22 protein-coding genes are annotated in these 24,886 nt (G+C 60.8%); 15 read left to right on the forward strand and 7 right to left on the reverse strand.

Annotated features, from left to right (window positions below):
* From KGA83_RS18825 to KGA83_RS18835, 3 genes are all read left to right on the forward strand, one after another.
* Positions 1-90 (forward strand): integrase core domain-containing protein (locus KGA83_RS18825; protein WP_146615305.1); only part of this gene is annotated, 90 nt, incomplete at its 5' end.
* Positions 91-196: 106 nt separating this feature from the next.
* Positions 197-1,345 carry a pyridoxal phosphate-dependent aminotransferase gene (locus tag KGA83_RS18830; RefSeq protein WP_108216526.1) on the forward strand — a complete coding sequence of 383 codons (1,149 nt, stop codon included), beginning with the start codon at positions 197-199 and terminating at the stop codon, positions 1,343-1,345.
* On the forward strand, positions 1,333-2,124 hold the full coding sequence (locus KGA83_RS18835) for an amidohydrolase (RefSeq protein ID WP_223530501.1): 792 nt from the start codon (positions 1,333-1,335) through the stop codon (positions 2,122-2,124). The genes KGA83_RS18830 and KGA83_RS18835 overlap by 13 nt, the downstream gene beginning before the upstream one ends.
* A 104-nt stretch (positions 2,125-2,228) precedes the next feature.
* Here KGA83_RS18835 and leuA read toward each other — a convergent pair whose 3' ends face one another.
* Complete coding sequence (gene leuA / locus KGA83_RS18840; RefSeq protein WP_108216527.1) at positions 2,229-3,908, reverse strand: 2-isopropylmalate synthase; 1,680 nt, start codon at positions 3,906-3,908, stop codon at positions 2,229-2,231.
* A 166-nt stretch (positions 3,909-4,074) separates the two neighbouring features.
* Here leuA and KGA83_RS18845 point away from each other — a divergent pair, with 166 nt between their 5' ends.
* Positions 4,075-4,236, forward strand: coding sequence for a hypothetical protein (locus KGA83_RS18845; protein ID WP_178086783.1), 162 nt, complete (start codon positions 4,075-4,077; stop codon positions 4,234-4,236).
* 133 nt (positions 4,237-4,369) lie between these two features.
* Here the strand turns inward: KGA83_RS18845 and KGA83_RS18850 are convergent, their stop codons facing one another.
* A complete protein-coding gene (locus KGA83_RS18850) occupies positions 4,370-5,191 on the reverse strand; it encodes a peptidoglycan DD-metalloendopeptidase family protein (protein ID WP_115947799.1) in 822 nt (273 codons plus the stop codon).
* A gap of 3 nt (positions 5,192-5,194) precedes the next feature.
* Entirely contained in the window at positions 5,195-6,574 is a 1,380-nt protein-coding gene (xseA, locus tag KGA83_RS18855; RefSeq protein WP_108216529.1) for an exodeoxyribonuclease VII large subunit, read from the reverse strand.
* A 136-nt stretch (positions 6,575-6,710) separates the two neighbouring features.
* Between xseA and KGA83_RS18860 the strand changes: the two genes are divergently transcribed.
* Positions 6,711-7,475: a sulfite exporter TauE/SafE family protein gene (locus tag KGA83_RS18860; protein WP_115947797.1), complete on the forward strand. Its 765-nt coding sequence runs from the start codon at positions 6,711-6,713 to the stop codon at positions 7,473-7,475.
* A 75-nt stretch (positions 7,476-7,550) separates the two neighbouring features.
* Here KGA83_RS18860 and KGA83_RS18865 read toward each other — a convergent pair whose 3' ends face one another.
* The 3 genes from KGA83_RS18865 to KGA83_RS18875 are packed head-to-tail and all read right to left on the reverse strand — an operon-like array spanning position 7,551 to position 9,934.
* A complete protein-coding gene (locus KGA83_RS18865; protein WP_108216531.1) occupies positions 7,551-7,946 on the reverse strand; it encodes a DNA polymerase III subunit chi in 396 nt (131 codons plus the stop codon).
* 8 nt (positions 7,947-7,954) lie between these two features.
* Positions 7,955-8,383 (reverse strand): DNA polymerase III subunit chi, encoded by a 429-nt coding sequence (locus KGA83_RS18870; RefSeq protein ID WP_108216532.1) that lies wholly within the window; start codon positions 8,381-8,383, stop codon positions 7,955-7,957.
* Positions 8,384-8,443: 60 nt separating this feature from the next.
* Positions 8,444-9,934, reverse strand: a complete 1,491-nt coding sequence (locus KGA83_RS18875; protein ID WP_108216862.1) for a leucyl aminopeptidase — start codon at positions 9,932-9,934, stop codon at positions 8,444-8,446.
* Positions 9,935-10,364: 430 nt separating this feature from the next.
* Here KGA83_RS18875 and lptF point away from each other — a divergent pair, with 430 nt between their 5' ends.
* From lptF to pdxJ, 8 genes are all read left to right on the forward strand, one after another.
* Complete coding sequence (lptF, locus tag KGA83_RS18880) at positions 10,365-11,483, forward strand: LPS export ABC transporter permease LptF (RefSeq protein WP_108216533.1); 1,119 nt, start codon at positions 10,365-10,367, stop codon at positions 11,481-11,483.
* Positions 11,476-12,537: an LPS export ABC transporter permease LptG gene (lptG, locus tag KGA83_RS18885; protein WP_108216534.1), complete on the forward strand. Its 1,062-nt coding sequence runs from the start codon at positions 11,476-11,478 to the stop codon at positions 12,535-12,537. The genes lptF and lptG overlap by 8 nt, the downstream gene beginning before the upstream one ends.
* Positions 12,538-12,707: 170 nt before the next feature.
* Complete coding sequence (gene lepA / locus KGA83_RS18890; protein WP_108216535.1) at positions 12,708-14,507, forward strand: translation elongation factor 4; 1,800 nt, start codon at positions 12,708-12,710, stop codon at positions 14,505-14,507.
* 5 nt (positions 14,508-14,512) lie between these two features.
* Positions 14,513-15,367 carry a signal peptidase I gene (lepB, locus tag KGA83_RS18895; RefSeq protein ID WP_008053222.1) on the forward strand — a complete coding sequence of 285 codons (855 nt, stop codon included), beginning with the start codon at positions 14,513-14,515 and terminating at the stop codon, positions 15,365-15,367.
* Between the two features lie 184 nt (positions 15,368-15,551).
* Entirely contained in the window at positions 15,552-16,241 is a 690-nt protein-coding gene (gene rnc / locus KGA83_RS18900; protein ID WP_008053221.1) for a ribonuclease III, read from the forward strand.
* Complete coding sequence (era, locus tag KGA83_RS18905) at positions 16,234-17,136, forward strand: GTPase Era (protein WP_108216536.1); 903 nt, start codon at positions 16,234-16,236, stop codon at positions 17,134-17,136. Before rnc ends, era begins: the two co-directional genes overlap by 8 nt.
* A gap of 133 nt (positions 17,137-17,269) precedes the next feature.
* Complete coding sequence (gene recO / locus KGA83_RS18910; RefSeq protein WP_223530502.1) at positions 17,270-17,959, forward strand: DNA repair protein RecO; 690 nt, start codon at positions 17,270-17,272, stop codon at positions 17,957-17,959.
* 51 nt (positions 17,960-18,010) lie between these two features.
* Entirely contained in the window at positions 18,011-18,754 is a 744-nt protein-coding gene (pdxJ, locus tag KGA83_RS18915; protein ID WP_223530503.1) for a pyridoxine 5'-phosphate synthase, read from the forward strand.
* A gap of 123 nt (positions 18,755-18,877) precedes the next feature.
* Here pdxJ and mltF read toward each other — a convergent pair whose 3' ends face one another.
* Positions 18,878-20,338 (reverse strand): membrane-bound lytic murein transglycosylase MltF, encoded by a 1,461-nt coding sequence (mltF, locus tag KGA83_RS18920; protein ID WP_223530505.1) that lies wholly within the window; start codon positions 20,336-20,338, stop codon positions 18,878-18,880.
* Between the two features lie 285 nt (positions 20,339-20,623).
* Here mltF and purL point away from each other — a divergent pair, with 285 nt between their 5' ends.
* Both purL and KGA83_RS18930 read left to right on the forward strand, forming a co-directional pair.
* Positions 20,624-24,520 carry a phosphoribosylformylglycinamidine synthase gene (gene purL, locus KGA83_RS18925; RefSeq protein WP_223530507.1) on the forward strand — a complete coding sequence of 1,299 codons (3,897 nt, stop codon included), beginning with the start codon at positions 20,624-20,626 and terminating at the stop codon, positions 24,518-24,520.
* Between the two features lie 20 nt (positions 24,521-24,540).
* Positions 24,541-24,852 carry a YqfO family protein gene (locus KGA83_RS18930; protein WP_223530509.1) on the forward strand — a complete coding sequence of 104 codons (312 nt, stop codon included), beginning with the start codon at positions 24,541-24,543 and terminating at the stop codon, positions 24,850-24,852.
* Positions 24,853-24,886: the final 34 nt, after the last annotated feature.

A 24,886-nucleotide genomic window follows, 5' to 3' on the forward strand; every position in this document is an offset into this window, starting at 1 on the left:
GTGGACGAGTCGGTGCAGATCTATAACAACGAGCGGCCTCATCTGTCGCTGAAATACAAAACGCCCGATGCGGTGCATCGGGCGTTTTGAGGCTGAAACAGGTGTAAACCTATTTCAGGACTAGACAGCGCCGTTTGGGCTATCCTCGGACTCCCCCGCGCCGCCGTAGAGCCGGGTGTAGAGCAGGGAACCACCGATGATCACCAGCAAGCTGCCGAATGTCGGCATCACTATCTTCACTCAGATGTCTCAGCTCGCGGCACAGACCGGCGCGCTCAATCTGTCTCAGGGCTTTCCCGATTTCGCGGCCCCGCAGGCCCTGTGCGATGCGGTCGGCCGGCATATCGCCAGCGGCCATAACCAATATTCGCCAATGACCGGGCTGCCGGTGTTGCGTCAGCAGATCGCGACGAAGATCGCCCGCAGCTATGGTGTCAAGGTCGATGCCGATAACGAAGTGACGGTTACCCCCGGTGCGACCCAAGCGATCTTTTGCGCCATCCAGGCAGTTATCCACAGCGGTGACGAAGTCATCGTGTTTGACCCGGCCTACGACAGCTACGAGCCCTCGGTAGAACTGGCCGGCGGTCGTTGCGTGCACGTGCAACTGGGCCTGAACGATTTCAGCATCGACTTCCAGAAGCTCGCCGAGGCACTGAGCCCGCGCACGCGGATGATCATTCTCAACACCCCGCACAACCCCAGCGGCGCATTGATCAACCGTGCCGAACTCGACCAGTTGGCAGCGTTGATCCGCGATCGCGATATCTATGTGATCAGCGACGAAGTCTACGAGCACCTGGTGTATGACGGCGTACCCCACGTCAGCGTGCTGGCCCATGAAGAGTTGTATCAGCGTGCATTCGTGGTCAGTTCGTTCGGCAAGACCTACCACGTCACCGGCTGGAAAACCGGCTACGTTGTCGCGCCGCCGGCCCTGACGGCGGAATTGCGCAAGGTGCACCAGTACGTCAGTTTCTGCGGCGTGACACCGCTGCAGTATGCCTTGGCCGATTTCATGGCCGAACATCCTGAACACGTCGAAGAGCTGCCGGCCTTCTATCAGGCCAAGCGTGATTTGTTCTGCGATCTGCTGGCGCCGTCGCGTTTCAGTTTCACCCGGGTGACCGGTACCTATTTCCAGTTGGTCGATTACTCGCAGATCCGCCCGGACCTCAATGACGTCGAGATGGCCCTGTGGATGACGCGCGAGCATGGCGTGGCGAGTATCCCGATTTCCGTGTTCTACCAGACGCCGCCAGAAGGCCAGCGCCTGGTGCGGCTGTGCTTTGCCAAGCGTGAGGAGACCCTGCGGGAAGCCGCGGAAAAACTATGCGTGATCTGAGTGCATTGCCCAATCTGAACGTGGCGCTGATCCAGACGTCCCTGGCCTGGCACGACCGTCAGGCCAACCTGGAGCATTTCGAGCCATTGCTGGAGCAGGCTCGTGGCGCTGACCTGATCATCCTGCCGGAGATGTTCACTACCGGTTTTTCCATGGAGTCCGGGACCCTCGCTGAAGCGGAAAATGGTCCGACCAGCAAATGGCTGCGTGCTCAGGCGGCGCAACTTGATGCAGTGATTACCGGCAGCGTGATTGTTCAGGCGGCCGATGGCAGCCATCGCAATCGCCTGTTGTGGGCGCGACCGGACGGTGAGGTGCTGCATTACGACAAGCGTCATCTGTTCCGCATGGCCGGCGAGCACAACCACTACACCCCCGGCGAGCGCCAGGTGCAGTTCGAGCTCAAGGGCTGGCGCGTGCGACCGCTGATTTGCTACGACCTGCGCTTTCCGGTGTGGAGCCGCGACGCCCAGGACACCGACCTGCTGCTGTACACCGCCAACTGGCCAGGTGCACGGCGCCAGCACTGGAACCGCTTGCTGCCGGCGCGGGCGATCGAGAACCTGTGCTATGTGGCAGCAGTGAACCGCATTGGCACGGATGGCAAAGGCTTCGCGTACACCGGTGACAGCCAGGTGCTGGATTTCCAGGGTGAGACGTTGCTCAGTGCGGGGGAGGCTGACGGGGTGTTCAAGGTGATGCTGGATGCGGCAGAGCTGGCGGCATATCGGCAGCGGTTTCCGGCGAATCTGGATGCCGATACCTTCGAATTCACCTGAGGTTTTCTCTGCCCGCGAAGGGGCCGGTTCAGGCAACACAAAACAAGCAGGCAAAAAAAGGCCCCAAGGTTCGCACCTTGAGGCCTTTTGCTTTTCGGTGACGCTTACGCCGCTTTCGCTTCCGGCTGGCTCAGCGAGCGGTTCAGTGCACTGAACAGGGCCTTGAAGCTGGCGGTGGTGATGTTTTCGTCGATGCCGACGCCATGCACCGCGCGTTCACCGTTCACTCGCAGTTCAATGTAGGCCGCAGCCTTGGCATTGGTGCCCGCGCCGATGGCGTGCTCGTTGTAGTCCATGATTTCCACCGGTACCGGCAGGCCGGCCACCAGCGCTTCCAGGGCGCCGTTGCCCTTGCCGCGCCAGTGCAGGTTGGTCTCGCCCTGGCCCTGGCTGGCCACTTCCACTTCAACGGCGCTGTGACCGTTTTCCTCCTGCAGGCGATGGCTGACCAGCGCGTACGGAGCGTTGGCCTGCAAGTACTCGCTGTGCAGCAGCGCGTGGATTTGCTGGGCGGTCATTTCCAGGCCGAGGCGGTCGGTTTCACGCTGCACCACCTGGCTGAACTCGATCTGCATGCGACGCGGCAGGCTGATGCCGTATTCCTGTTCCAGGAGGTAGGCGATGCCACCCTTGCCCGACTGGCTGTTGACGCGGATGACCGCCTCGTAGCTGCGGCCGATGTCGGCCGGGTCGATCGGCAGGTACGGTACTTCCCACAATTCGTCCGGTTTCTGTTGGGCAAAGCCCTTGCGGATCGCATCCTGGTGCGAGCCGGAGAACGCGGTATGCACCAGGTCGCCGACGTACGGGTGGCGCGGGTGCACCTGGATCTGGTTGCACTCTTCGACGACTTTGCGCACGCCGTCGATGTCGGAGAAGTCCAGCTCAGGGTTGATGCCCTGGGTGTAGAGGTTCAGGGCCACGGTCACGAGGTCGACGTTACCGGTGCGCTCGCCGTTGCCGAACAGGCAGCCTTCGACGCGGTCGGCGCCAGCCATCAGGCCCAGTTCGGTGGCAGCCACGCCAGTGCCACGGTCGTTGTGGGTGTGCAGGCTGATGATCACGCTGTCACGACGGTTGATGTGACGGCCGAACCATTCGATCTGGTCGGCATAGATGTTCGGGGTCGCGCATTCCACCGTGGCCGGCAGGTTGAGGATCATCTTGTGCTCGGGTGTCGGGTTCCAGACTTCGATCACCGCATCGCAGACTTCCTTGGCGAACTCCAGTTCAGTGGCGCTGAAGGTTTCTGGCGAGTACTCGAAGGTCCACTCGGTGTCCGGCTGCATGGCTGCGTATTTGACGAACAGCTTGGCGGCGTTCACGGCGATGGCCTTGACCCCGTCCTTGTCCTGGTTGAAGACAATGCGGCGGAAGGAAGGGGAGGTCGCGTTGTACAAGTGAACGATGGCTTTCTTCGCCCCGCGCAGGGATTCGAAGGTGCGTTCGATCAGGTCTTCACGGCCCTGGGTCAGCACCTGGATGGTGGTGTCGTCCGGGATGTGGTTGCCTTCGATCAGGGTGCGCACGAAGTCGAAGTCGGTTTGCGAAGCGGCCGGGAACGAGGCTTCGATTTCTTTAACACCGACTTGCACCAGGGTTTTCCAGAAGCGCAGCTTCTTGACGGCGTCCATCGGCTCGATCAGCGACTGGTTGCCATCACGCAGGTCGGAGCTGCACCAGATCGGCGCGGCGGTGATGGTCTTCGATGGCCAGGTGCGGTCCGGGATGTCGATGGTCGGGAACGCGCGGTATTTCGAAGACGGGTCTTTGAGCATGCTCATCGGGAAATCCTTATTGTGTTGGCCGAAAAAAGGCGGCCTGCCGGTGGATCAAAAGTTCTTGGAGTAACGCTTGGGACGAGGCACCACGATTCAGCCCGGCAGTCGTGCGCTGACAAGGCACAGGCTGCGGTGCTGGCGGAGCTGAATGAGGGTGTGAGAGGTTTTCATGCCTTCAACCCTAACCGCGGGGGTGAAGGTTGGCAAGCAGTCGAAAAAAATTGAGAGGAATACTCGTGGGCGAGTATTTATCGAGATTTTATTGCTTAAAATGGTTTTGATGATTGTGTTGTTTGCGCGAGGTTTGAGCGTCGCGCAATTGCTGGCGTGACACTGCCGGGATACTTTCGGCGTCTGTGAAATTGCTATCGCGAGCAGGCTCGCTCCCACATTGGATCGATGTGAATACGGAAAAATGTGGGAGCGAGCCTGCTCGCGATGAGGCCAGTGGCCTTATTTGGGGGTCAAGGCTGAAACGCACCAATGAAGATGGCCGGATCGACCCGCGCATCGTTCAGACTGACATTCCAGTGCATATGCGGCCCAGTCGCCCGGCCAGTTGCCCCGACTTTGCCAACCACATCGCCCCGGGCCAGTTGCTGCCCGACTTTCACGTCGATTTTCGACATGTGGCAGAACATGCTGATAAAGCCCTGGCCGTGGTCGACGAACACCGTATTGCCATTGAAGAAGTAGTCGCCGATCAGGATCACCTTGCCGGCAGCCGGGGTCTTGATCGGTGTGCCGGCCGGCACGGCGAAGTCCAGGCCAGCGTGAGGGTTGCGCTCTTCGCCGTTAAAAAAGCGGCGCACGCCGAACTTGCTCGACAGTGGCCCGTTCACCGGTTTGTCCAGCAGCAGGTTGCTCGGGGTGTTGGGGCTGAACGTGCGGTAGGCCGCAATCTGTTCGGCCAGTTCACGCTCGATGCGCTTGAGATTCTCCGGGTCAGGATTGACCTGTTGGGTGTTCTTCAGGGTGATGCGCTGTTCCGGGTACTTCTTGCTGCCAACCGTAAAATTCAAATTATGATCGCCGCTGCTGACCGATTGAGGCCCCGGCTCGACCGTCAGTGGCAGGCCGACGATGGCCAGCCAGTTGCTCTGTTCCTTGACCACCAGCACCGGTTTGCCTTGATAACTGGCTTTTGGCGCCTGGGTGGACGTGCCCAGATCCACCACCGCGACGCCGCCCGGCACCGGTTTGTTCAACAGGCGGGTGATGTAGCTGTCGGCGTTGGCGTTGGCGGTCAGGCACAGCAACAGCAGCGGAGCGAGGAAACGCGGCATGGATCAGTCCAGTAAAGAAAGGGTGACAGGCGTCAGGTGATTGTCTTCGACCCGCACTTGCAGCTCGCCTTCACCCAGTTTGGCTTTCAGGCGCTGGCCGGTATAGGTTTGCGCGGCGCTGCGAATCGCGTTGCCGCGCTCGTCCAGCAGAATGCTGTAACCACGCGCGAGGGTGGCCAGGGGGCTGACCACGTGCAGCGTCTGCATCTGACTTTGCAGTTGCAGGCGACGAGACTTAAGTCCTTCACGCATGGCCCGGGGCAGGCGTTCGGCCAGGCTGTCGAGGCGCTGGCGAAGCATCGTCAGTTGCCGGCCCGGATGTTGTGCGGCCAAACGGGTTTCCAGGCGGATCAAGCGTTCGCGACGGGTGTTCAGGCTGCGCTCGAACGCGCGGCGCATGCGCATGTCCAGGTCATCCAGGCGTTGTGCTTGCTGGCGCAAGCGCTCGCCGGGATGACGCAGGCGCCGGGAAATGCCTTCCAGGCGCAGGCGATCGCGTATCAAGCGGTCACGCATGCGCATCACCAGCCGTCGGTGCAGGCTTTCGACCCGGCGCACCAGATCGCTGGAGTCCGGAGCCAGTAGTTCAGCGGCAGCGGAAGGGGTGGGCGCGCGAACGTCGGCCACGAAGTCGCTGATCGATACGTCGGTTTCATGGCCGACGGCGCTGACGATTGGCGTCACGCAAGCGTCTACGGCGCGGGCCACGGCTTCTTCGTTGAAGCACCAGAGATCTTCCAGCGAACCGCCGCCTCGGGCCAGGATCAGTGCGTCAAAACCCCGGGCATCTGCCAGTTTCAGGGCGCGGACAATCTGTGCGGTGGCTTCGCGGCCCTGCACGGCAGTGGGGATCAGCGTCAGTTGGATCTGCGGTGCACGACGGCGGAACACGCTGATGATGTCGCGGATCACCGCCCCGGTGGGCGAGCTGATGATGCCGATGCGTTGCGGGTGCGCCGGCAACGGGACCTTGCGCTCGGCACTGAACAGGCCTTCGGCGCTGAGCTTTTCCTTGAGTGCATCGAAGGCCAGGCGCAAGGCGCCATCGCCGGCCGGCTCCACGGTATCGAGGATCAGCTGATAATCACCGCGCCCTTCGAACAGCGAGACTTTGCCGCGCACCCTGACCGCGAGCCCGTCCTTCAGTGCCTGGCGAACCCGTGCCGCGTTCTGCCGGAACAGTGCGCAACGGACCTGGGCGCCGCTGTCCTTGAGGGTGAAGTACACATGGCCCGACGCCGGACGGGCGAGGTTGGAGATTTCGCCTTCGACCCAGATGTTGCTGAACACGTCTTCGAGCAACACCCGCGCGCGGCCATTGAGCTGGCTGACGGTCAGGACCTCACGGTCCAGGCCGAGTCTTGAAAAGGGATCTTTAATCATGGGGCGCAGTTTAAAGGCATTCTCTTATTGAATGCACGATCCCTTGTAGGCGCTGCCGAAGGCTGCGATCTTTTGATTTTGCTTTTTAAGATCAAAAGATCGCAGCCTTCGGCAGCTCCTACAGGGATTAAGTGAAATGCTGGTTGATTTGTTAAACCAATGGCCCTTCGGCCCGCTGGACTGGCTGGTAATCGGCTTGGGCATCGCCCTGGCCTACATCGTGTTCGGCATCGCCGGCTTCGGCACCGCGCTGGTGGCGGGGCCGATCCTGATTCTGTTCATGCCGCTGTCGAAGATCGTGCCGTTGCTGGTGTTGCTCGATTTTGTCGCGGCATTCGGCAACCTGTTGCCTTCGCGGCGTGATGTCGCCAGGCCGGAGCTGTTGCGGTTACTGCCCTGCATGGCGGTGGGGTGCACGCTGGGGGTGATTTTCCTGCTGAACCTCAAGTCCGACCTGTTGCTGCTGTTGATGGGGGTGTTTATCAGCGCCTATGCGATTTACAGCCTGTGGATAAAAGTACGTCCGGCGCAGTTGTCCGCCGCTTGGGCGGTGCCGATGGGGACGGTGGGTGGAATGTTTGGGGCGTTGTTTGGCAGCGGCGGCTTTCTCTATGCGATCTATTTGAACAGCCGTTTGCCCAAGGAGGCGGCCCGGGCCACCCAGAGTGCACTGATCAGTTGCAGTACGGTGGTGCGTTTGAGCCTGTTTGCCATCGCCGGTGTGTATGCCGACCTGCCCTTGCTGGCGCTGGCGGTTTGTCTGTTGCCGGCCATGGCGCTGGGGCTGTGGTTCGGACGACGGCTGACCATGAGGTTGTCCCGCGAGGCATTCGTGCGCCTGGTGACGTGGTTGGTGCTGGCCAGTGGGATCGCGTTGATCGGGCGTTACTTGAGCACCTGAAGATTAAACCTGTTGCGGGGAGCTTTTTGTGGGAGCGAGCCTGCTCGCTCCCACAAAAAGCCCCCTGCAAGTTGTTCAGTCGTTGTACTGGCTCAACAAACGCTCCAGCCGCGCACTGAGGCGGCGTTTGATTTCGGTCTCGATGTGCGGGGCGAAATCGTCGATCACGTCTTGCATGATCAGTTGCGCGGCGGCGCGCAATTCGCTGTCCAGGTGCAGCAAGTCATCCGGGTTCTTGCTGGCGACTGGCGCCGGCGCCGGTTCTACGGCCGGTGCCGCAGGAGTTGGTTCGACGGGCTGCGAAGGCTCGCCCACGGCGTCGAACAACATGGGAATCTGTTCCTGGTCACCGTCCTCGACCGTGTCGGTCAGCAGGGGCGGTTGCAGGTTGTCATCGCCGAGCAGTTGGCGGATCGACTCGAGGTCGTCCAGCAGGTGCGCGGACTGTTGCAGCGGTTTTGGAGTGTCCATTGAAAGGCTCAGAGTCGCTGTAAACGGTGATCTTGCAGAGGATAGCCCTGTTCGCGGTAGAAACGGAAACTCTCCCGCGCGGCCGCTCTGATCGTCGGGTCCTCCACCACCACTTCCGCCACTCTGGCGAACTTGTTGGCAAAGGCCGGGACCTTCAGGTCGAGATTGACCAGTAAATCCTGATGCTGGCCGCAGTCATCGCCCAACCCCAAAACAATCAAACCGTCAGGTTCGCTGTCGGCAGGGCCGTGGGGCACGAAGCTTTCGCCCTTGAACGTCCACAGCCGCGCATCGAGATCGTCACGCTGGGCCGCATCGCTGCAATGCAGGTAGATGCGGTGGCCCATGCGCCAGGCCTTCTCGGTGAGCTTGCAGGCAAAGTCCAGGCGTGCCGAAGGATCGGCGCTGGGCAGGATATAGAAGTCGACTTTGGTCATTGCGGTTCCAGAGCGGCAAACGGCGTCACCGGAAAGTGACGCCGCCGCCCATCATCGGTTTCAGGCTTTGGCGCGGTCCAGCAGGTACTGGGTCAGCAGGGGAACCGGACGGCCAGTGGCGCCCTTGTCCTTGCCGCCGCTGGTCCAGGCCGTGCCGGCGATGTCCAGGTGCGCCCAGTTCAGGTTCTTGGTGAAGCGCGACAGGAAGCAGGCCGCGGTGATGGTGCCGGCTTTCGGGCCGCCAATGTTGGCGATGTCGGCGAACGGGCTGTCCAGTTGCTCCTGGTATTCATCGAACAGCGGCAGTTGCCAGGCGCGGTCGTCGGCAGCCTTGCCTGCGCTCAGCAGTTGGCCGATCAGTTCGTCGTTGTTGCCCAGCAGGCCCGACGTGTGGGAACCCAAAGCGACCACGCAGGCACCGGTCAGGGTGGCGATGTCGATCACCGCTTGCGGCTTGAAGCGCTCGGAGTAGGTCAGGGCGTCGCACAGCACCAGGCGGCCTTCGGCGTCGGTGTTGAGGATTTCCACGGTCTGGCCGCTCATGGTGGTGACGATGTCGCCCGGGCGCGAAGCGTTGCCGCTCGGCATGTTCTCGGCACAGGCCAGGATGCACACCAGGTTGATCGGCAGCTTCAGTTCGAGCACGGCACGCAGGGTGCCGAACACGCTGGCGGCGCCGCCCATGTCGTACTTCATTTCATCCATGCCGGCGCCCGGCTTCAAGCTGATGCCGCCGGTGTCGAAGGTGATGCCTTTGCCGACCAGCGCGTACGGCTTCTCGGATTTCTTGCCGCCGTTGTATTGCATGACGATCAGGCGCGGTGGCTGGGCGCTGCCCTGGCCCACGGCGTAGAACGAGCCCATGCCCAGGGCCTTGATCTTCTTCTCGTCGAGGACTTCGACCTTCAGGTCCTTGAACTCTTTGCCCAGGTCTTTCGCTTGTTCACCGAGGAAGGTCGGGTGGCAGATGTTTGGCGGCAGGTTGCCCAGATTGCGGGTGAAGGCCATGCCGTTGGCGATAGCAGTGGCGTGGGCGACGGCGCGCTGCACTTCAGCTTGAGCCGCCTTGATGGTCAGCAGGGTGATTTTCTTCAGGGCGCGTGGTTCGGCTTTCTGGCTCTTGAACTGGTCGAACTGGTATTCGCCGTCCACCAGGGTTTCGGCCAGCAGGCGGGTCTTGCCGTAGCTGTCGCGGCCTTTGACGACCACTTCATCGAGGGCCAGCACCGCATCACTGCCGCCCAGGCCTTTGAGGGTATTGAGGATGCCGGCGATGATTTTGCGGAACGGGCGGTCACCCAGTTCGTCGTCCTTGCCCACGCCCACCAGCAGCACGCGCTCGGCCTTGAGGTTCGGCAGGCTGTGCAGCAACAGGCTCTGGCCAACCTTGCCGGCCAGATCGCCGCGCTTGAGCACTGCGCTGATCGCGCCGCCGCTCAGTTCGTCGAGTTGTTTGGCAACCGCGCCCAGCTTGCGGCCTTCGCCGACGGAGACCACGAGAGTGGCGGTCTTCAACGTTTCGGGGTTGACGCTTTTTACAACCAGTTCCATGTCCGGGTCCCTGAATTGATGGTTATCACGCATGCGCCCGACACCTTATGTGCGTCGATTGCCTGCATTTAAATAGAAAGCAAAAGAAAGGCGCCAGTATCGACCGGCCACAAAGGCCGCAGTTTGAACCTCGCTACCGGCGGCTGACAACCCTCGGTTGTACGATGTTCACGGTTTTTGTGGGCCCCTGTAGGAGCGAGCTTGCTCGCGAGAAACCCGAGGACGCCGCAGGGTGTCAGGCATCCAGCGTTATCGTTCACACCCATCGCGAGCGAGCTCGCTCCTACACCAGCCCCAATGTATTGCGCAGTGACAGGTGCACCCAATCACAGGATAATGCGCCAACTTTTTTCGGCGGCCCTGCCTTGCGGGCTGTCCGATACGTTTGCTTGTTTGGCCGCCTTAGCCTGACAACCCTGGAGTGTCTGGTTTGATCGTCTTCCGTTACCTATCCCGCGAAGTCCTGTTGACCTTGAGCGCCGTCAGCGCCGTACTGCTGGTCATCATCATGAGCGGGCGCTTCATCAAATACCTCGCCCAGGCGGCCTCGGGCCTGCTGGATCCGGGGTCGCTGTTCCTGATCATGGGTTATCGCCTGCCGGGCTTCCTCCAACTGATCCTGCCGCTGGGGCTGTTTCTCGGGATCCTGTTGTCCTACGGACGCCTGTACCTCGAAAGCGAAATGACCGTGCTCTCGGCCACCGGCATGAGCCAGCAACGGCTGGTTTGCATGACAATGTTTCCGGCCACCCTGGTTGCACTCGTCGTGGCGTGGCTGAGCCTGAGCCTGGCGCCACAAGGGGCCAACCAGTTTCAGCTGCTGCTGAACAAGCAGGATGCCCTGACCGAATTCGATACCCTGGAGCCGGGGCGCTTCCAGGCCCTGCGTGACGGTACCCGGGTCACCTATACCGAACGCATGACGGATGACCGCGTCAATCTGGGCGGTGTGTTCATCTCGCAAAAGAACATCAGTTCCAACAACAAGGATCGCGGGATTTCTGTCCTGGTGGCAGAGAAGGGGCGTCAGGAAATTCGCCCGGACGGCAACCGCTACCTGATCCTTGATAACGGTTATCGCTATGACGGTAATCCGGGGCAGGCCGACTACCGGGCGATCAAGTACGACGAGTACGGTGTGTTGCTGCCAAAACCCGACGTCAGCGACGAAGTCACCGACCGCGATGCGATGCCGACCCGTACGTTGGTCGGCAGTGAAGACATTCGTCTTCGCGCCGAATTGCAATGGCGGATGTCACTGCCGTTGCTGGTGTTCATCGTGACCTTGATGGCGGTGCCGTTGTCGCGGGTCAACCCGCGTCAGGGCCGATTCCTCAAATTACTGCCGGCAATTCTTCTTTATATGGCTTACCTGACCATTCTGATTGCCGCTCGCGGTGCCCTCGACAAGGGCAAGATCCCGGCGGTACTGGGCTTGTGGTGGGTGCACGGGATTTTCCTGGCCATTGGCCTGGGCTTGCTTTATTGGGAGCCCCTGCGTTTGAAGAGGGCGAGTCGCCGCAGCGCGCTGGAGGTGGCCCGTGGTTAAGCTGGATCGCTACATTGGTAGCAGCGTGTTGATGGCGATTCTGGCGGTGCTCGGGATCATTCTTGGTCTGGCGACACTGTTTGCCTTCATCGACGAGATGAGTGAAGTCAGCGATACCTACACCCTGGTCGATGCGCTGAGTTATGTGTTGTTGACCGCTCCGCGCCGGATGTACGAAATGCTGCCGATGGCCGCGCTGATCGGTTGCCTGATCGGTCTGGGCAGTCTGGCCAGCAACAGTGAGCTGACCATCATGCGCGCCGCCGGTGTGTCGACCGGCCGGATCGTCTGGGCGGTCATGAAACCAATGCTGGTATTGATGCTCGCCGGTGTGCTGGTCGGCGAGTACGTCGCTCCGCCCACTGAAACCGCCGCGCAGGCCAATCGCTCGCTGGCCCAGGGCAGCGGCGATGCACAAAGCGCCAAGCACGGCTTGTGGCACCGCCAGGGCGATGAGTTCATTCACGTCAACTCGGTGCAGCCTAACGGCATCCTGTACGGCGTGACCCGCTATCGTTTCGACAGCGAACGGCACATGCTGTCGGCGAGCTTCGCCAAGCGTGCCGATTTCGACACGGATCACTGGCAGTTGACGGACGTCACGACCACGGTGTTCCACGAGCGCAGCACTGAAGTGGTGTCGAACCCGGTCGAGCGTTGGGGCGTGGCCTTGAGTCCGCAATTGCTGAGCACGGTGGTCATGGTGCCCGAGTCGCTGTCGATCAGCGGTCTGTGGAGTTATATCCACTACCTGGCGGACCAGGGGTTGAACAATAGCCGCTATTGGCTGGCATTTTGGGTCAAGGTGTTGCAGCCGTTGGTGACTGCCGCCCTGGTGTTGATGGCGATTTCCTTCATCTTTGGTCCGTTGCGTTCGGTGACCCTGGGTCAACGGGTGTTCACCGGTGTGCTGGTGGGCTTCACCTTCCGTATCGTTCAGGATCTGCTGGGGCCTTCGAGCCAGGTGTTCGGCTTCCCGCCGTTGCTTTCGGTACTGGTGCCGGCAGGTATTTGTGCCGTGGCGGGGCTCTGGCTGTTGCGTCGAGCAGGCTGATGGCCAGCATTTTCCTACCGCTTTGACGATAAAAACGCCCTTGTCGCAAGACCGGGGCGTTTTTGCAGGCGCCGTCTGACCTGCGAACGTGACGCTTGCGCCGTGGATCAGGTACAATTCCCGGCTATTTTTCGGCGGGCTATGCCTGCAGCCTTTTTGAGTGTTGATCCGTGAGTGATTTGAGTCATATCCGCAATTTCTCCATCATCGCCCACATTGACCATGGCAAGTCGACGCTGGCCGATCGCTTCATCCAGATGTGCGGCGGCCTGGCCGAGCGCGAAATGGAAGCCCAGGTGCTGGACTCCATGGACCTGGAACGTGAACGCGGGATCACCATCAAGGCCCACAGCGTCACTCTTTATTACACCGCCAAAGACGGCATCAAGTACCAGCTCAACTTCATTGACACCCCCGGCCACGTTGACTTCACCTATGAGGTGAGCCGTTCGCTGGCTGCCTGTGAAGGCGCGCTGCTGGTGGTCGATGCCGGTCAAGGCGTCGAGGCACAGTCGGTTGCCAACTGCTACACCGCAATCGAACAGGGCCTGGAAGTGATGCCGGTGCTGAACAAGATCGACCTGCCACAGGCCGATCCGGACCGCGTCAAAGAAGAAATCGAAAAAATCATCGGCATCGATGCCACCGACGCGGTCACTTGCTCTGCCAAGACCGGTCTGGGCGTCGATGAAGTGCTCGAGCGCCTTGTGGCCACCATTCCAGCGCCGACCGGCAATATCGAAGATCCGTTGCAAGCGTTGATCATCGACTCCTGGTTCGACAACTACCTGGGCGTAGTCTCTCTGGTACGCGTGCGCCACGGCCGCGTGAAGAAGGGCGACAAGATCCTGGTCAAATCCACCGGCAAGATCCACCTGGTGGACAGCGTCGGTGTTTTCAACCCGAAACACACCCCTACCGTCGACCTGAAGGCCGGTGAAGTGGGCTTCATCATCGCCAGCATCAAGGACATTCACGGTGCGCCAGTGGGCGATACCCTGACCTTGAGCACGACGCCGGACGTCGACGTGCTGCCGGGGTTCAAGCGCATCCAGCCGCAGGTGTACGCCGGTCTGTTCCCGGTCAGCTCCGACGACTTCGAAGACTTCCGCGAGGCGCTGCAAAAGCTCACCCTGAACGATTCGTCGCTGCAGTACACGCCGGAAAGCTCGGACGCCCTGGGCTTCGGCTTCCGTTGCGGCTTCCTCGGCATGCTGCACATGGAAATCATCCAGGAGCGCCTGGAGCGCGAGTACAACCTGGACCTGATCACCACGGCGCCGACGGTAATCTTCGAGCTGTTGCTCAAGACCGGTGAGACGATCTACGTCGATAACCCGTCGAAGCTGCCGGATCTGTCTTCCATCGAAGACATGCGCGAGCCGATCGTGCGGGCCAATATTCTTGTGCCGCAAGAGCACCTGGGCAACGTCATTACCCTGTGCATCGAAAAACGTGGTGTGCAGGTCGACATGCTGTTCCTCGGCTCGCAAGTACAAGTGACCTACGACCTGCCGATGAACGAAGTGGTGCTGGACTTCTTCGATCGCCTGAAATCCACCAGCCGCGGCTATGCTTCTCTGGACTACCATTTCGATCGTTACCAATCGGCTAGCCTGGTGAAACTGGACGTACTGATCAACGGCGACAAGGTCGATGCACTGGCGCTGATCGTGCACCGTGACAACTCGCACTACAAAGGTCGCCAGTTGACCGAGAAGATGAAAGAACTGATTCCACGGCAGATGTTCGATGTGGCAATCCAGGCCGCCATTGGCGGGCAGATTGTGGCGCGGACAACTGTCAAGGCGCTCAGAAAGAACGTATTGGCCAAATGCTACGGTGGTGACGTCAGCCGTAAGAAGAAACTGCTGGAAAAGCAAAAGGCCGGTAAAAAACGCATGAAGCAAGTCGGCAACGTGGAGATTCCACAGGAAGCCTTCCTTGCAGTGCTCAGGTTGGATAGTTAGGTCCTATGTCACTAAATTTCCCGCTGTTGCTGGTCATCGCCGTGTTCGTCTGCGGCCTGTTGGCGTTGCTCGATCTGTTGATCCTGGCCCCGCGCCGGCGTGCCGCCATCGCCTCCTATCAGGGCAGCGTCAGCCAGCCTGACATGGTCGTGGTCGAGAAGCTGAACAAAGAACCGCTGCTGGTTGAATACGGCAAGTCGTTCTTCCCGGTGTTGTTCATCGTGCTGGTGCTGCGTTCGTTCCTGGTGGAACCGTTCCAGATTCCTTCCGGCTCGATGAAGCCAACCCTGGATGTCGGCGACTTCATCCTGGTGAGCAAGTTTTCCTACGGGATCCGCTTGCCGGTGATCGACAAGAAAGTCATCGAAGTCGGTGATCCGCAGCGCGGCGATGTGATGGTGTTCCGCTACCCGAGCGACCCGAACGTCAACTACATCAAGCGTGTAGTTGGTTTGCCGGGCGACACGGTTCGCTACACCGCCGACAAGCGCCTGTTCGTCAACGGTCAATCGATTGCCGAGCAACTGGTCGGCTCCGAGCCGGGCACGCTGGGCAGCGCTGAGCTCTACAAGGAAAAACTCGGAGCGGCCGAGCACATGATCCGCAAGGAAATGAGCCGCTACCGCGCAATGCCGGACCATTCGTGGACCGTGCCGGCCGGGCACTACTTCATGATGGGCGACAACCGCGACAACTCGAACGACAGTCGCTATTGGGATGATCCGAACATTCCCAAGGATCTGCTGGGCATGGTTCCCGACAAGAATATCGTCGGCAAGGCCTTTGCGGTCTGGATGAGCTGGCCGGAACCCAAACTCAGCCACCTGCCGAATTTCTCGCGGGTTGGCCTGATCAAGTAATCAGACACGGCGCTGTTGAACACAGCGCCGAATGCATTTCTGGAGCCGGCACAATGGGCGCCAGTCGCATGAAAACAATGATATTCAGGACGTTATTTTTGAACACAGCGTTAATTGTCCCAAGCCTGCGCCGCCTCGCGGCTATGGCGGTGGAATCCAGCCACGAACTCAGCGTGGGTAAACCGTGAGCGTCTCCTTAAGCCGTCTAGAGCGTCAGCTCGGCTACACCTTCAAGGATCAGGAACTGATGGTCCTGGCCCTGACTCACCGCAGTTTTGCCGGGCGTAACAACGAACGCCTGGAGTTTCTCGGTGACGCCATTCTCAACTTCGTCGCCGGCGAGGCGTTGTTCGAGCGCTTCCCGCTAGCCCGCGAAGGCCAGTTGTCGCGTTTGCGCGCACGTCTGGTCAAGGGTGAGACCCTGGCCGTACTGGCCCGTGGTTTCGATCTTGGCGAATACCTGCGCCTGGGCTCGGGCGAGCTGAAAAGCGGCGGTTTCCGTCGCGAGTCGATTCTGGCCGATGCACTGGAAGCGCTGATCGGTGCGATCTACCTCGATGCCGGCATGGAAATGGCCCGTGAGCGTGTGCTCGCCTGGCTGGCCGGCGAGTTCGAAGGCCTGACGCTGGTCGACACCAACAAAGATCCAAAGACCCGCCTGCAAGAGTTCCTGCAGTCCCGTGGTTGTGAGCTGCCGCGTTACGAAGTGGTGGATATCCAGGGTGAGCCGCATTGCCGGACGTTCTTCGTCGAATGCGAAATCATCTTACTGAATGAAAAAAGCCGAGGTCAGGGTGTGAGCCGTCGTATTGCCGAACAGGTAGCGGCCGCCGCAGCACTGATTGCCCTGGGTGTGGAGAATGGCAATGACTGATACAAATGCAACTCGCTGTGGCTATGTTGCCATCGTCGGCCGTCCGAACGTGGGCAAGTCCACGCTGCTGAACCACATCCTGGGTCAGAAGCTGGCGATCACCTCGCGCAAACCACAAACCACCCGTCACAACATGCTCGGCATCAAGACCGAGGGCGACGTGCAGGCGATCTACGTCGACACCCCTGGCATGCACAAGGGCGGCGAAAAGGCGCTGAACCGCTACATGAACAAGACCGCTTCCGCGGCTTTGAAAGACGTCGACGTGGTGATCTTCGTGGTCGACCGCACCAAGTGGACCGACGAGGACCAGATGGTTCTCGAGCGCGTCCAGTACGTGACCGGCCCGCTGATCGTGGCGCTGAACAAGACCGATCGCATCGAAGACAAAGCCGAGCTGATGCCGCACCTGAGCTGGTTGCAGGAACAGTTGCCGAATGCGCAGATCATCCCGATTTCCGCGCAGCACGGGCATAACCTCGATGCACTGGAGCGCGTGATTGCCGCGCACCTGCCGGAAAACGATCACTTCTTCCCGGAAGACCAGATCACCGACCGCAGCAGCCGTTTCCTCGCCGCTGAACTGGTGCGTGAGAAAATCATGCGCCAGATGGGCGCCGAGCTGCCGTACCAGATCACCGTTGAAATCGAAGAATTCAAGCAGCAGGGCAAGACCCTGCACATCCATGCCTTGATCCTCGTCGAGCGCGATGGCCAGAAGAAAATCATCATTGGCGACAAGGGCGAGCGCATCAAGCGCATCGGCACCGAAGCGCGCAAGGACATGGAGTTGCTGTTCGATTCCAAGATCATGCTCAACCTGTGGGTCAAGGTTAAGGGTGGCTGGTCCGATGACGAGCGTGCGTTGCGTTCGTTGGGTTATGGCGATCTGTAACACACCGCAAGACCCCTTGTAGGAGCGAGCTTGCTCGCGATGGACTCAAGAGCGCCGCGTTCATTCTGAAAGCTCGCGTTATCGTTATCCTCCATCGCGAGCAAGCTCGCTCCTACAGTTCGGCGAGAAACCCATGTCCTCAACCCCGCCCATCGCCCAACCCGCCTACGTCCTGCACTCCCGCGCCTACCGCGAAAACAGTGCGCTGGTGGATTTCCTCACGCCACAAGGGCGGCTGCGGGCGGTGTTGCGCAGTGCGCGGGGCAAGGCCGGGACGTTGGCACGGCCATTCGTGCCATTGGAAGTCGAGTTCCGGGGCAGGGGCGAGCTGAAGAACGTCGGGCGCATGGAAAGTGCCGGGGTATCCACCTGGCTCAATGGCGAGGCGCTGTTCAGCGGCCTTTACCTCAATGAACTGCTGATTCGCCTGTTGCCCGCCGAAGATCCGCACCCCGCGGTGTTCGAGCATTATGCCGCCACTTTGCTCGCCTTGGCCGAGGGCCGCGCGCTGGAGCCGTTGCTGCGTTCCTTCGAGTGGCGCCTGCTCGATGACCTCGGATACGGATTCTCACTGACCACGGATATCCACCTTGATGCCATCGCCCCCGACGGCCTCTATCGTTTGCAAGTGGATGCGGGGCTTGAACGTGTCTACCTGTTGCAACCCGGTCTGTTCAATGGCACTGAACTGCTGGCCATGGCCGATGCCGACTGGAGCGCGCCGGGTGCCTTGTCGGCAGCCAAGCGCTTGATGCGTCAGGCGTTGGCCGTTCACTTGGGTGGTCGGCCGCTGGTTTCCCGAGAGTTGTTTCGAAAGCCGTAAATTCCCCGTGTATGCTGTGCACCGAACTTTCTCTTCTTCTGGAGCGCTTCCGTGACCACCAGCACCCGTATTCTTCTTGGCGTGAACATCGACCACGTTGCCACCCTGCGTCAGGCTCGGGGCACCCGTTACCCTGACCCGGTCAAGGCGGCACTGGACGCGGAAGAGGCGGGCGCTGACGGCATCACCGTGCACCTGCGCGAAGACCGTCGGCACATTCAGGAACGCGACGTTCTGCTGCTCAAGGATGTGCTGCAAACCCGCATGAATTTCGAAATGGGCGTCACCGAAGAAATGATGCAGTTCGCCGAACGCATTCGCCCGGCGCACATTTGCCTGGTGCCGGAAACCCGTCAGGAACTGACCACCGAAGGTGGCCTGGACGTGGCAGGTCAGGAAGCGCGGATCAAAGCGGCGGTCGAGCGCCTGTCGAAGCTCGGCTCCGAGGTGTCGCTGTTCATCGACGCCGATGAGCGGCAGATCGAAGCTTCCCGTCGTGTCGGTGCGCCAGCCATCGAACTGCACACCGGGCGTTATGCCGATGCCGAGACGCCGACCGAAGTCGCTGAAGAACTCAAGCGTGTGGCCGATGGCGTGGCCTTCGGTCTGGCCCGGGGCCTGATCGTCAATGCCGGACATGGCCTGCACTATCACAACGTTGAGGCCGTGGCGGCGATCAAGGGTATCAACGAGCTGAACATCGGCCATGCGCTGGTGGCCCATGCGCTGTTCGTTGGCTTCAAGTCGGCTGTTTCGGAAATGAAGGCGCTGATTTTGGCGGCTGCCAAGGCCTGACAACCAACACAGAACCCTGTAGGAGCGAGCCTGCTCGCGATAGCGGTCTGACAGACACAGTTGATGTGACTGAAGGGGCCTCATCGCGAGCAGGCTCGCTCCTACAGTGGTTTGGTGGCGGTTTTAAAGCGGGGCAGGCTCTTGCGTCGGCTTGGTCTTGTCGATCCCCGGAACCAGCAGTTTGCCCTCGGCGACCTGATCGCCTTCAAGCTGCGGCTGCGTGACCCAGGTGAGGATGTCGTAGTAGCGACGGATGTTCGCCACGAAATGCACCGGTTCGCCGCCACGGGCGTAGCCGTAACGGGTTTTGCTGTACCACTTCTTTTCCGACAGGCGCGGCAGGATCTTCTTCACATCCAGCCATTTGTCCGGGTTCAACCCTTCCTTGGCCGCCAGTTTGCGTGCGTCATCGAGGTGGCCGCTGCCGATGTTGTAGGCCGCCAGGGCAAACCAGGTACGGTCCGGTTCCTGAATCGAATCGTCGAGCTGGTCTTTCATGTAGGCCAGGTACTTGGCGCCGCCCATGATGCTCTGTTTGGGGTCCAGGCGGTTGGACACACCCATGGCCTGTGCGGTGTTCTGGGTCAGCATCATCAGGCCGCGCACGCCGGTCTTGGACGTGACGGCCGGTTGCCACAACGACTCCTGGTACCCGATGGCCGCCAGCAGGCGCCAGTCGACTTTCTCTTTCTTGGCGTACGACTTGAAGTGCTGTTCGTACTTGGGCAGGCGTTGCTGCAAGTGTTGGGCAAACGTGGTGGCGCCCATGTAGCCGAGAACGTCGACATGCCCGTAGTAACGATCCTTGAGGCGTTGCAGGGTGCCGTTTTTCTTGACCTCGTCGAGGTACTCGTTGATTTCGTTGAGCAGGCTGTTGTCGTCGCCCGGCGCGACGGCCCAGCTCTGGTTGCTGGCGTCACCAAGGTCGAAGGCGACCCGGATGTTGGTGAAGTACACCTGGTTCATCGCCACTTCGTTGGAGTCGACCAGCGTCAGGTCGATCTGGCCTTCGTCGACCATGCGCAAGAGATCGACGACCTCGACCGCGTCAGACTCTTCGTATTCGATGCCGGGAAATTTCTGTTTCAGCTGTGCCAGTTGTTCGGCATGGGTGCTGCCCTTGAGCACCATGATCTTCTTGCCCACCAGATCCTTCGCATCGGTTGGCCGAGACTGGCCGTTGCGGTAGATGATCTGCGGGGTGACTTCCAGATAGGAGTGCGAGAAGCGCACCTGCTTCTTGCGCTCTTCGCTGCTGACCAGCCCGGCAGCCGCCAGCACCGGGCCATTGGGCTTGCCGACCTGGTTGAACAGGTCGTCGAGGTTGTCGGCGGTCTCGATCTTGAGCTCGACCCCCAGATCGTCGGCGAAGCGCTTCACCAGCTCGTATTCGAAGCCGGTTTCACCGTTGCGATCCTGAAAGTAGGTGGCAGGGCTGTTTCGGGTAACCACCCGCAGCACACCATCCTCCTTTACGCGCTCGAGCGTGTTGGGTTTATCAACACAGCCACCGAGCATCAGGAAGAGTCCGGTTGCGATCAGCCATTTGGCGTACCGCGGACGCAAAACCGTTGGGAAAAACATTTGCGCAGTATACGCAAAGGACCACGGGTGCCATATCTCGACAGCGAGGGGGTTGTCTGCTAGAGATCACAAAAACGGCCGAAACCCCGCAGAAATGGGCCTTGTCTGCATTTTTTCACCGTAAAAATAAGCTGTCGTTACACACTCCGATAACCTGACTTTCGAGGCAGAAACACAGATCGACGCCCGGGTGCAACCGTGCGTAGCGTTTCGGGTGCTGTCGCGGGCTGTTTAGGCTAGAATGCACGGCCTCAAAGCACACCCCTTCCCGAGGCTGTCCCGAAGATGTTGATCCTGCGCGGCGCTCCTGCCCTTTCTGCCTTTCGCCACAGCAAGCTCCTTGAGCAACTGAGCCAGAAGGTTCCGGCTGTCAGTGGCCTGTATGCTGAATTCGCTCACTTCGCCGAAGTTACCGGCGTCCTGACCGGCGACGAACAGCAGGTGCTTGCGCGCCTTCTGAAGTACGGTCCAAGCGTTCCGGTACAAGAACCGACCGGTCGTCTGTTTCTGGTGCTGCCGCGTTTCGGCACCATCTCGCCGTGGTCGAGCAAGGCCAGCGACATCGCTCGCAACTGTGGCCTGGCGAAAATCCAGCGCCTGGAGCGCGGCATCGCGTTCTACGTGGCCGGCCAGTTCAGCGACGCTGAAGCCCGGTTGATCGCCGACGGTCTGCACGACCGCATGACCCAGATTGTCCTGGGTAACCTCGAACAGGCCGCCGGCCTGTTCAGCCACGCCGAACCGAAACCCCTGACCGCCATCGACGTGCTGGGTGGCGGCCGCGCCGCGCTGGAAAAAGCCAACACCGAGCTGGGCCTGGCCCTGGCCGAAGACGAGATCGACTATCTGGTCAACGCCTTCGTCGGCCTTTCGCGCAACCCGCACGACATCGAGCTGATGATGTTCGCCCAGGCGAACTCCGAGCACTGCCGTCACAAGATCTTCAACGCCAGTTGGGACATCGACGGCCAGAGCCAGGAAAAAAGCCTGTTCGGCATGATCAAGAACACCTATCAGATGCACAGCGAAGGTGTCCTGTCGGCTTATAAGGACAACGCTTCGGTGATCGTCGGCTCCGTGGCCGGTCGTTTCTTCCCGGACCCTGAAACCCGCCAATACGGCGCGGTGCAGGAGCCGGTGCACATCCTGATGAAGGTTGAAACCCACAACCACCCGACCGCGATTGCCCCGTTCCCGGGCGCATCCACCGGTTCCGGTGGCGAGATCCGCGACGAAGGCGCGACCGGTCGCGGTGCCAAGCCGAAAGCCGGCCTGACCGGTTTCACCGTGTCCAACCTGCAGATCCCGGGCTTCGAACAGCCGTGGGAAGTGCCGTACGGCAAGCCTGAGCGCATTGTCACCGCGCTGGACATCATGATCGAAGGCCCATTGGGCGGCGCGGCATTCAATAACGAATTCGGCCGTCCGGCACTGACCGGTTACTTCCGTACCTTCGAACAGTCGATCACCACCCCGCACGGTGACGAAGTTCGTGGCTACCACAAGCCGATCATGCTGGCTGGCGGCATGGGCAACATCCGTGAAGAACACGTCAAGAAAGGCGAGATCCTGGTCGGCTCCAAGCTGATCGTGCTCGGCGGCCCGGCGATGCTGATCGGCCTGGGCGGCGGCGCCGCTTCCTCCATGGCCACCGGCACCAGCTCGGCAGACCTGGACTTCGCTTCGGTACAGCGCGAAAACCCGGAAATGGAACGCCGCTGCCAGGAAGTCATCGACCGTTGCTGGCAACTGGGCGACAAGAACCCGATCAGCTTCATCCACGACGTGGGTGCGGGCGGTCTGTCCAACGCCTTCCCGGAACTGGTCAACGACGGCGACCGTGGTGGCCGTTTCGAACTGCGCAACATTCCAAACGACGAGCCGGGCATGGCCCCGCACGAAATCTGGTCCAACGAATCCCAGGAACGTTACGTTCTGGCGGTCGGCCCGGCTGACTTCGAGCGCTTCAAGGCGATCTGCGAACGCGAGCGTTGCCCGTTCGCAGTGGTCGGCGAAGCCACTGCCGAACCGCAGCTGACCGTGACCGACAGCCACTTCGGCAACAGCCCGGTGGACATGCCGCTCGAAGTGCTGCTGGGCAAGGCCCCGCGCATGCACCGTTCGGTAGTGCGTGAAGCCGAACTGGGCGATGACTTCGATCCGTCGACCCTGAACATTGCCGACTGCGTCGAGCGCGTCCTGCATCACCCGGCCGTGGCGAGCAAGAGCTTCCTGATCACCATCGGCGACCGCACCATCACCGGCCTCGTGGCCCGTGACCAGATGGTCGGCCCGTGGCAGGTTCCGGTAGCCGACGTTGCCGTCACCGCCACCAGCTTCGACGTCTACACCGGTGAAGCCATGGCCATGGGCGAGCGTACTCCGCTGGCACTGCTGGACGCTCCTGCGTCGGGTCGCATGGCCATCGGCGAAACCCTGACCAACATCGCAGCTTCGCGTATCGGCAAGATCTCCGACATCAAACTGTCGGCGAACTGGATGTCCGCCGCCGGCCACCCGGGTGAAGATGCACGCCTGTACGACACCGTGAAAGCGGTCGGCATGGAACTGTGCCCTGAGCTGGGCATTACCATTCCGGTGGGCAAGGACTCGATGTCCATGGCCACGCGCTGGAACGATGAAGGCGTGGACAAGTCCGTCACTTCGCCGATGTCCCTGATCGTGACCGGTTTCGCGCCAGTGACTGACATCCGTCAGACCCTGACCCCGCAACTGCGCATGGACAAGGGCACCACCGACCTGATCCTGATCGACCTGGGCCACGGCCAGAACCGCATGGGCGCGTCGATCCTGGCACAGGTGCACGGCAAGCTCGGCAAGCACGCTCCGGACGTCGATGACGCCGAAGACCTGAAAGCCTTCTTCGCCGTGATCCAGGGCCTCAACGCCGACGGTCACCTGCTGGCTTATCACGACCGTTCCGACGGTGGTCTGCTGACCTCCGTAGTGGAAATGGCCTTCGCCGGTCACTGCGGCCTGAGCCTGAACCTCGACAGCGTTGCCCACAGCGCCGACGAAATCGCCGCGATCCTGTTCAACGAAGAACTGGGTGCGGTGATCCAGGTTCGCCAGGACGCGACCCCGGACATCCTCGCGCAGTTCAGCGCTGCCGGCCTGGGCGACTGTGTGTCGGTGATCGGTCAGCCAATCAACAACGGCGAGATCAGCATCACCTTCAACGGTGACACCGTGTTCGAAGGCCAGCGTCGTCTGCTGCAACGTCAGTGGGCCGAGACCAGCTACCAGATCCAGCGTCTGCGCGACAACGCCGACTGCGCCGAGCAAGAGTTCGACGTGCTGCTGGAAGAAGACAACCCGGGCCTGAGCGTCAAGCTGAGCTACGACATCAACCAGGACGTCGCCGCGCCTTACATCAAGAAAGGCATTCGCCCACAGGTTGCCGTACTGCGTGAGCAGGGCGTCAACGGTCAGGTGGAAATGGCGGCTGCGTTCGACCGCGCCGGTTTCAACTCGATCGACGTGCACATGAGCGACATTCTGGCCGGCCGTGTCGACCTGAACGAGTTCAAGGGCATGGTCGCTTGCGGCGGCTTCTCTTACGGCGACGTGCTGGGTGCCGGTGAAGGTTGGGCCAAGTCGGCGCTGTTCAACAGCCGTGCCCGTGACGCGTTCCAGGCTTTCTTCGAACGCAACGACAGCTTCACCCTCGGCGTGTGCAACGGTTGCCAGATGATGTCCAACCTGCACGAGCTGATCCCGGGCAGCGAGTTCTGGCCGCACTTTGTGCGTAACCGTTCCGAGCAGTTCGAAGCCCGCGTGGCGATGGTGCAGATCCAGGAGTCGAACTCGATCTTCCTGCAAGGCATGGCCGGTTCGCGCATGCCGATCGCCATCGCCCACGGCGAAGGTCATGCCGAATTCGCCAGTGAAGAAGCACTGCTGGAAGCCGATCTGTCGGGTTGTGTGGCGATGCGTTTCGTCGACAACCACGGCAAGGTCACCGAAAGCTACCCGGCCAACCCGAACGGCTCGCCGCGCGGGATCACCGGTCTGACCAGCCGCGACGGTCGCGTGACCATCATGATGCCGCACCCGGAGCGTGTATTCCGTGCCGTGCAGAACTCGTGGCGTTCGGATGACTGGAACGAAGATGCACCGCTGATGCGCATGTTCCGTAATGCTCGCGTCTGGGTGAACTAAGAGCGGGTGAACTGATAGCCGTGTATAAGCTCAGCTTTTTTGTTCCCGACAGCCATGTCGAAGTGGTCAAGGACGCCGTATTCGCCGCCGGTGGCGGACGAATCGGCGCTTACGATCACTGCGCATGGCAGGTATTGGGCCTGGGTCAGTTTCGTCCACTGGACGGCAGCCAGCCGTTCATTGGGCAAGCGGGACAGGTCGAACAGGTTGAGGAATGGAAAGTCGAGCTGGTAGTGGCCGATGAGTTGATTCGCTCGGTGGTGGCGGCTTTGAAACAGAGCCATCCCTATGAGACGCCGGCTTATGAAGTGTGGCGGCTGGAGGACTTCTGATCTTCCTGCCCTGGAAGCGAAAGGCCCGCTGAAA

It is taken from the genome of Pseudomonas sp. GL-R-19, assembly GCF_019956375.1.
Classification (GTDB): domain Bacteria; phylum Pseudomonadota; class Gammaproteobacteria; order Pseudomonadales; family Pseudomonadaceae; genus Aquipseudomonas.